Below are 6,670 nucleotides of genomic sequence, written 5' to 3'. Positions count from 1 at the left end.
GATAGCCATACCTGCTTGAATATCAACAACAACGTTTCTCAACATGTCGCCAGATAACAAGCCTTCATTCGCTGCTTCTGAAAGTGCAGCAAAGTCGATCATATCAGCTTCGGCATTGTCAACTCGACTGATCACCATTGGGAAGTTCATACTTGTCCAACGTGGTACCAAAACCCCTAAGATGAACATACCTAAAACAGAAGCGCCTTGAGTTAATTTTTGCATCAACCCGCCAGCTAAGTTTTGAGTGATATTACCACCTTGTACATAACCGAGTTCTTGTGAATACCATAAAAATGACATACGGATAACATTCCATGCAACGAAGAAAATGATCGGGCCAAGCCAGCTTCCACTTAATGCAAGTGAAGCGGCAAAAGCGCCTAATATCGGACGCAATGTTCCCCAGAAGATAGGGTCACCAACACCGGCAAGCGGTCCCATCATACCAATTTTAACACCTTGAATCGCAGCATCATCGATATCTTCTCCTGCTGCTTTCTGTTCTTCAAGTGTCAAGGTCACTCCAAATACTGGAGATGCCAAGTAAGGGTGAGTATTAAAGAACTCTAAGTGACGCTTTAAAGCTGCCGCACGGTCTTCTTTTGTTGTATATAATTTTTTAAGCGCTGGAATCATTGCATAGGCCCAGCCAACGTTTTGCATACGTTCAAAGTTCCAAGAAGCCTGGAGGAATTGAGTTCTCCAAAATACTTTCAAACGGTCATTTTTTGTTAATTTAAATTTCTTATTTTCAGCCATATTCATTCAACGCTCCTTTTTAATAGTCGTTTAAGATATCATCGAGTGGATCTCCGCCAGAGGAACTTCCTCCACCGCCGCCACCTTGATTAAATTCAGGTGATAATTGGATATAAAGTAAAGCTATTACAACACCAATGATACCCATTGCGATTAGGTTCAATTCGCCTAAAGCAGACAAAGCAAAACCTAAGGCAAAGAACATCCAAAGTTTTGGTGTAGCCATCATGTTAATAACCATCGCATAACCAACGGCTACGATGAATCCACCGGCTACGGCTAGACCACCGGTCAACCAGTCTGGGATAGCATTCAATGTATCTGTTACGTATTCCACCGGAACGGCTAAAATAATAGCTGCCGGAATAGCAATACGCAAGCCTTGTATCATAAGTGCACCAATGTGATAGAGTTCAACACCTCTAAATGATCCTTCTTTTGCTTTCGCATCGGCAGCGTGAGCAATACCAACAGTCAACGTACGAACAAAAATAGTTAATACTTGTCCGGCGATAGCTAAAGGAATAGCTAAAGCGATACCTTCTGAAATACTTGCACCGTGGTATGTGACTAAAATAGCTGAAGCAATGGAAGCAAGTGCAGCATCAGGTGCCACCGCAGCTCCGATATTCATCCAACCTAAAGCAATCAATTGTAATGTCCCACCTAAAAGCAAACCATCCATTGGGCTTCCTGTTGCGAGACCAATTAATGTACATGCCACAATCGGTTGGTGGAATTGAAATTGATCCAAAATCCCTTCCATTCCTGCAAGAAATGCAATGAATAGTACTAAAACAATAGTAATTATGTTCATAATTTATTTTCCCTCCTTAAAATCTTTCTTAATCAACATATTTTGTTTTCTTAAGCATTGGCCAGATATCTTTACTTTGATCTGCTGGTACTTTACGTACGTCAAATTTCACGCCGAGATCCTGCATTTTTCTGAATGCTTCAACGTCTTTTTCGTCGACGGACAGCACGTTGTTGATCATGACTTTTCCTTCAGAGTGAGCCATGGACCCAACGTTTACTTCTTCAATTTCTACGCCGCCTTCGATGACACGTAAGGCATCTTGTGGATTTTCAAATAAGAGCAACGCACTTGTTTTACCGAAACGAGGATCTTTTGCTATTTCGATCATCTTATCGATCGGTATCACGTTCGCTTTGATTCCTGGTGGTGCAGCTTGAGTGATCAAGTTTTTACGTAACTTATCTTTAGAAACGTCGTCGGAAACAACGATGATACGTGTAGGTTTGACATCTTTTGACCAGGCTGTTGCGACTTGACCGTGTAAGAGACGTGAGTCCACGCGAGCGAGGCGGATATCGATTTTTCCGTCACCGACCACTGTACCTTCTGGTAAGGGCTGATTCGGTTCTTCACTTTCTGTTTCAACAGCTGCTTCAGCAGGTTGAAGATTTTCCGGTCTCACTTTAACGCTGTCTTTAGCCACTACGACGATGGATGCAGCAATATCTTGTGCTTTCTCCATAGAAAAACGACCTGTAAAGGATTCGATCAACATACCTAGATTAAGTCCTGCGACGATTGCCCATTTATCCTTGTGATCCTCGAACAATGTGTTGGCCTGATTAAATGGTGTACCGCCCCATAAATCAACGAGGAATAAAACTTCGTCTGAGTCGAATGTTGCGATTGCTTCTTCCATTTTACGTCTGATATCATCTGGACCTTCACTCGGAAGTAACGTTACAGCTTTGACATTTTCTTGTTCTCCCACAATCATTTCTCCTGATTGTAAAATACCTTCAGCAAACACGCCATGGCTTGCTAATATAATTCCTACCATTTATTTCCCTCCTACTACTAACATATTTTGCTATTTATTTTCTTCTAGTCTTCTTACAAAAAATCCCCTTTTTTTAATACATCGATCAAATTTTGTTTTCGATCGCTGGGAACTTTTCTTATTTCCAATTCAATGCCCTTATCATCTAAATACTTAAAGGCATCAATATCAGATTGGTCAACGGACACGAAGTGTGTCGCCATCTGTTTCCCCTCGGTAAATTTCATCCCACCAATATTGATGCTATCAAAAATCAAGCCATATCGGTGTACACGCATGACGTCTATAGGATTCGTAAATAAGAGCATTACTTTTACGTCATGTAATAAAGGATGTTCGACAATTTCTTTGAGCTTGGAAACAGAGACGACATGGGATTTCACCTCAGGTGGTGCAGCTTGAGTAAGCAATATTTTTTGAAGCGGGTTACAAGCTACTTCATCACTTACCACGATGATTCGACTGATACCTGAAGATTTTGACCAAGTCGTGGCGACTTGGCCATGAATTAGACGATCATCTATGCGAATTAATCGAATATCCATCCTTCCACAATCCCTCCTACTATAAACAACACTCCTTTCTTTCATTCGTACATGGGAATTTCTTAAAATGACGCTATTATTCCCTTCACTTATATATAAGCAAGAAGTGTGCCAACACACTAAACAAAAAAACAGTGGTGGGCCACTATTCTAATAAAACAGAAAAACCGACACACTATAAAAGTGTGTCGGTTGTGTGTTGATTTGGCTTATTCGGCCAGCAGTGTATCGATATCTTCTAGCTGTCCTTCTTCTTTCGTTATAAAGTATAGAATATAGGCATACTCATCTAGCGAAATCGTCAATTGAAGCTGTTTCTCTAACTGCTCAATGAGTACTTTCAAGTCAGTAAATAGCGGGTGACTCTTCCCCTCTTGATCGAAGTTTTGTTCGACCGAAAGATTATCGCTTTGAAGCGACCGCTCGATAATTCCAGCCACATGCAAGGCTAGATTGATATGAAAAGCATACTGATCGGTTTGTTTTGCTCTAAGCGTCGCACACTCATTTACGAATGACCAGATGAGTGGCACGACTTTTCGTGGATTAATAAACGCATAATTTTCTTCCACAAACGAGTAGACGAGAGACTCAGCCTGACTTTCTTTTTTTGCAGGATTCTGTGATTCAGATACATTTAGATTGATAAATTTTCTCAGTAAATGTTCAGGTTTGTCTTCAATAAAACGCTCAAGCGGGATAAAGGGCGCTTGAATTTTCGGATTCACAATACCCGTTGATGCAATGATCGTGTAGTTTTCCTGCCATTCGATTATTTTAGCCTCTAATTCGGTTACCGAACAGGTCTTCACTTCTATGCCTGATTCATTTGATTTTTGCAGCGGCTTTTCAATCATTTCTTTGATTTTCTGCGCGGTTCCCTCTCCGCTTGCACATACGGCTAATATTATAGGCGGTTTACGTTTTGATGGCTGATGTGTTCGATCGTGTTTGGGCAATTCTTTTGTGTAACCGCTGAACTTTGTTAACGATTCATACAATAATTCAATATCTGCGTCCACTAGCGCGGCTTTCCTCACTGCTTCCAGAACAATAGCTGTAGACACCATATCGATCGACCGGATATGAATGCCCGTTTCTTTCTGCAGGGATGTCTCAAACGTTGCCAGCGACCCCATATCAACGAGCAATAAGACACCGCTGCCTTCATTTGCTTCAACCACTGCTTTTTTTATCCGTTCATAAACAACCGTTGGAGACATATCAAGTGGCATATCAACAGCAACAACGCCTGAAGTATCTAAAAGTTCTTCTGCCACACGCGCCATGCTGCTGGCAGTTGAATCGCCATGTGTCGCAACGACAATTCCCACTCGGCCTGAAGCTGATTCTTCTTTAAGAGAAACAAGCAATACCGTTAAGTAATAGACTTCATTGTCCGGGATTTCTACAGTGAAATAATCGGCAATTTTATCTCTCAATCTTTCTGCAACTGCATATTCTCCGGCATACGTCATGGCCATTTCCCGGATACGATTATTCATTTTTCTTTCTTGACCATTGTTGATTTTATTTAATAAAGAACTGATGTGTAAACTTATCGCATAAATGAAATTCTGCTTAAACGATCCCCCAAGAGCCAGTTCAACTTCTTCTACAATCTGATGAGCAAATTGAATCACTTCTTTATTAACCACTTCTGCCAACTTGGATTCTGTTTGAAAAGAGAAGCCATGATTCCGGTAGAAAGATTTTAAATGCACGTTTATGTCAGTCGAAATATACTGATTGATGGAATTCCTATCTAGGCCCTCTGCCTCAAGCAATGCCGCCTTATCCCCAATGATATCGTAAATATTATAAGGCAGTTCATAGGAATCCATGGTCATTTTATAAAAGGGTTCGTTCGGATTGACTGTCATTTTGGCTTCGACATATTTCGATAAGTCCATTTGCTGAAGACGATTAGAAGAAAGACCTACTAAATGATCTTTGATTGTTTCAGGCAGATCCTTCACGGTCAAGGCAATTTCATCTTTACTTAACTGGTTCATAAATCCTCTAGCACAAACCAGTTGAATCGAAGATTTTAATTGACCGACGTTGCCATAACCCACACTAGCTATCAGTCCTTTAACTACTTCCTCATTTAATGTGATCTTTCGTTGAATACGATTGGCTTCAAGCCCAGTCAAGAGCTTCACCAAATCAAGCTGTTCACTGACTGCTCTTTCTTTGAATGATGGTAAGTGTATGTTTATCGGTATGCGTCGCATAAATGTGTCCAGAAATGTTGATTTTGGATCCTCAGTCGTTGCACAAACAATGCGTACGTTTGCCTGTCTACTTTTCCCTGTTTCACCTAAGCGACCATAAGTCCCCGTATCCATGAAGTAAAAAACCATTTCCTGTCCTTCTGGAGGCAAACGGTGAACTTCATCCAAAAAGAGCATACTTTCATCGGCTTGATGTATGATTCCTTCCTTTGAACTCGTCGCTCCTGTAAACGCGCCCTGGACGTAACCAAATAAGTAGCTCATCAGCAACTGTGGATTTGTTGCGTAATCAGCACAGTTAAAAATTATCAATTCTTTGTCTTTATCAATCAATTCATGTGATTGAGCGAAACGGAACATCGCATGCGCAAAGAAAGATTTCCCTGAACCGGTGGGCCCCGTTATCAATGTATTCAATCCTTTAGGAGGGTATAAAACAGCTGCTTTTGCTTGTTCAACAGCATTTTTCATGCTCCCATTGGCCCCAATGATCGACTTGAAAATATCTCGGGTTTGATTGTAAGAATATTCCAGCACTTCCTGCGTCACGCCAACGGACGCTTTTTGCTTTTCTTTATAACTTGGCACATGTTTGGTCAAAGGCCGATGACGCACTTTTTCCAGCGTGATAAAGCGAACGGGACGTCCGTCGATTTTTTTAAGTTCCCCATCTCGTACGAGCTGATTCAAATCTTTCGATACATTACTACGTATACTATTGACGGCTTCAGCCACTTCTTTTGTAGTAATCCCCATATCTTCTTCAATATCCTGGAGTGAAAAGGATGCACAAGCTTCTTTCATATACTTTAAAATACGTTGTTTCCGGTTCATTTTAATCCCCCTCGAATGTTCAGACAGTGTCACTCTATGTAGTTATCAGTATACACTTTTTTCAAGCAAATAACACACTAGCGACACACAAAAATTCATCTTTCAAGTGTATGAACACATCTTCTAAAGTCTGTTTCACGCTGTTCCAACTATATTCTAACTCTTTCCAGACGAAAGCTTCCCGGCGATTCGTCTGGAAAGGTCTGGTATCTCTAGTTGCAAAATTAGTGCGTTGGAAATGAAAAAAGAGCGTTTGACTATAAGGTTTTATCTTTGACTTATTTTATAAGTGACTAAAGCCTAGCTCTAGAATTTTGAGTGGTCACTTGAGAAACAATAAGCGGCTTCAGCACCCACTTACTGGTTGAGGAAACTGATCCGTTTAATCAGTTTCCTCCTTTCCATAAAATAGGACAGTTCTTCAGATCGATCTGAAGAACTGTCCTATTTTATGGAAAGGAGGAAACTGATT

The 6,670-nt window shown here is 40.8% G+C and carries 5 protein-coding genes; all 5 read right to left on the bottom strand.

Annotated features, from left to right (window positions below; translation table 11 throughout):
* Positions 1-768 (bottom strand): PTS system mannose/fructose/sorbose family transporter subunit IID (locus R6U02_RS00025; protein ID WP_410261593.1); only part of this gene is annotated, 768 nt, incomplete at its 3' end.
* A gap of 13 nt (positions 769-781) precedes the next feature.
* Positions 782-1,579: a mannose/fructose/sorbose family PTS transporter subunit IIC gene (locus R6U02_RS00020; protein ID WP_410261592.1), complete on the bottom strand. Its 798-nt coding sequence runs from the start codon at positions 1,577-1,579 to the stop codon at positions 782-784.
* Between the two features lie 28 nt (positions 1,580-1,607).
* Positions 1,608-2,582, bottom strand: a complete 975-nt coding sequence (locus tag R6U02_RS00015; RefSeq protein WP_410261591.1) for a PTS sugar transporter subunit IIB — start codon at positions 2,580-2,582, stop codon at positions 1,608-1,610.
* Positions 2,583-2,635: 53 nt separating this feature from the next.
* The gene (locus R6U02_RS00010) at positions 2,636-3,127 is read right to left on the bottom strand and encodes a PTS sugar transporter subunit IIB (protein WP_410261590.1); all 492 of its coding nucleotides are present in this window, start codon (positions 3,125-3,127) and stop codon (positions 2,636-2,638) included.
* Between the two features lie 209 nt (positions 3,128-3,336).
* A complete protein-coding gene (locus tag R6U02_RS00005; RefSeq protein ID WP_410261589.1) occupies positions 3,337-6,198 on the bottom strand; it encodes a sigma 54-interacting transcriptional regulator in 2,862 nt (953 codons plus the stop codon).
* Positions 6,199-6,670: the final 472 nt, after the last annotated feature.

Source organism: Alkalibacterium sp. (assembly GCF_046484155.1).
GTDB lineage: Bacteria > Bacillota > Bacilli > Lactobacillales > Carnobacteriaceae_A > Alkalibacterium.
The sequence above is the reverse complement of the archived record's forward strand: the minus strand, read 5'-3'. Positions and strand labels throughout refer to the sequence as shown.

What these genes read in the sequence shown, in the direction of transcription:
- R6U02_RS00020 (WP_410261592.1), bottom strand. Translation starts at nt 1,579, where the DNA reads ATGAACATAATTACTATTGTTTTAGTACTATTCATTGCATTTCTTGCA.
- R6U02_RS00015 (WP_410261591.1), bottom strand. Translation starts at nt 2,582, where the DNA reads ATGGTAGGAATTATATTAGCAAGCCATGGCGTGTTTGCTGAAGGTATT.
- R6U02_RS00010 (WP_410261590.1), bottom strand. Translation starts at nt 3,127, where the DNA reads ATGGATATTCGATTAATTCGCATAGATGATCGTCTAATTCATGGCCAA.
- R6U02_RS00005 (WP_410261589.1), bottom strand. Translation starts at nt 6,198, where the DNA reads ATGAACCGGAAACAACGTATTTTAAAGTATATGAAAGAAGCTTGTGCA.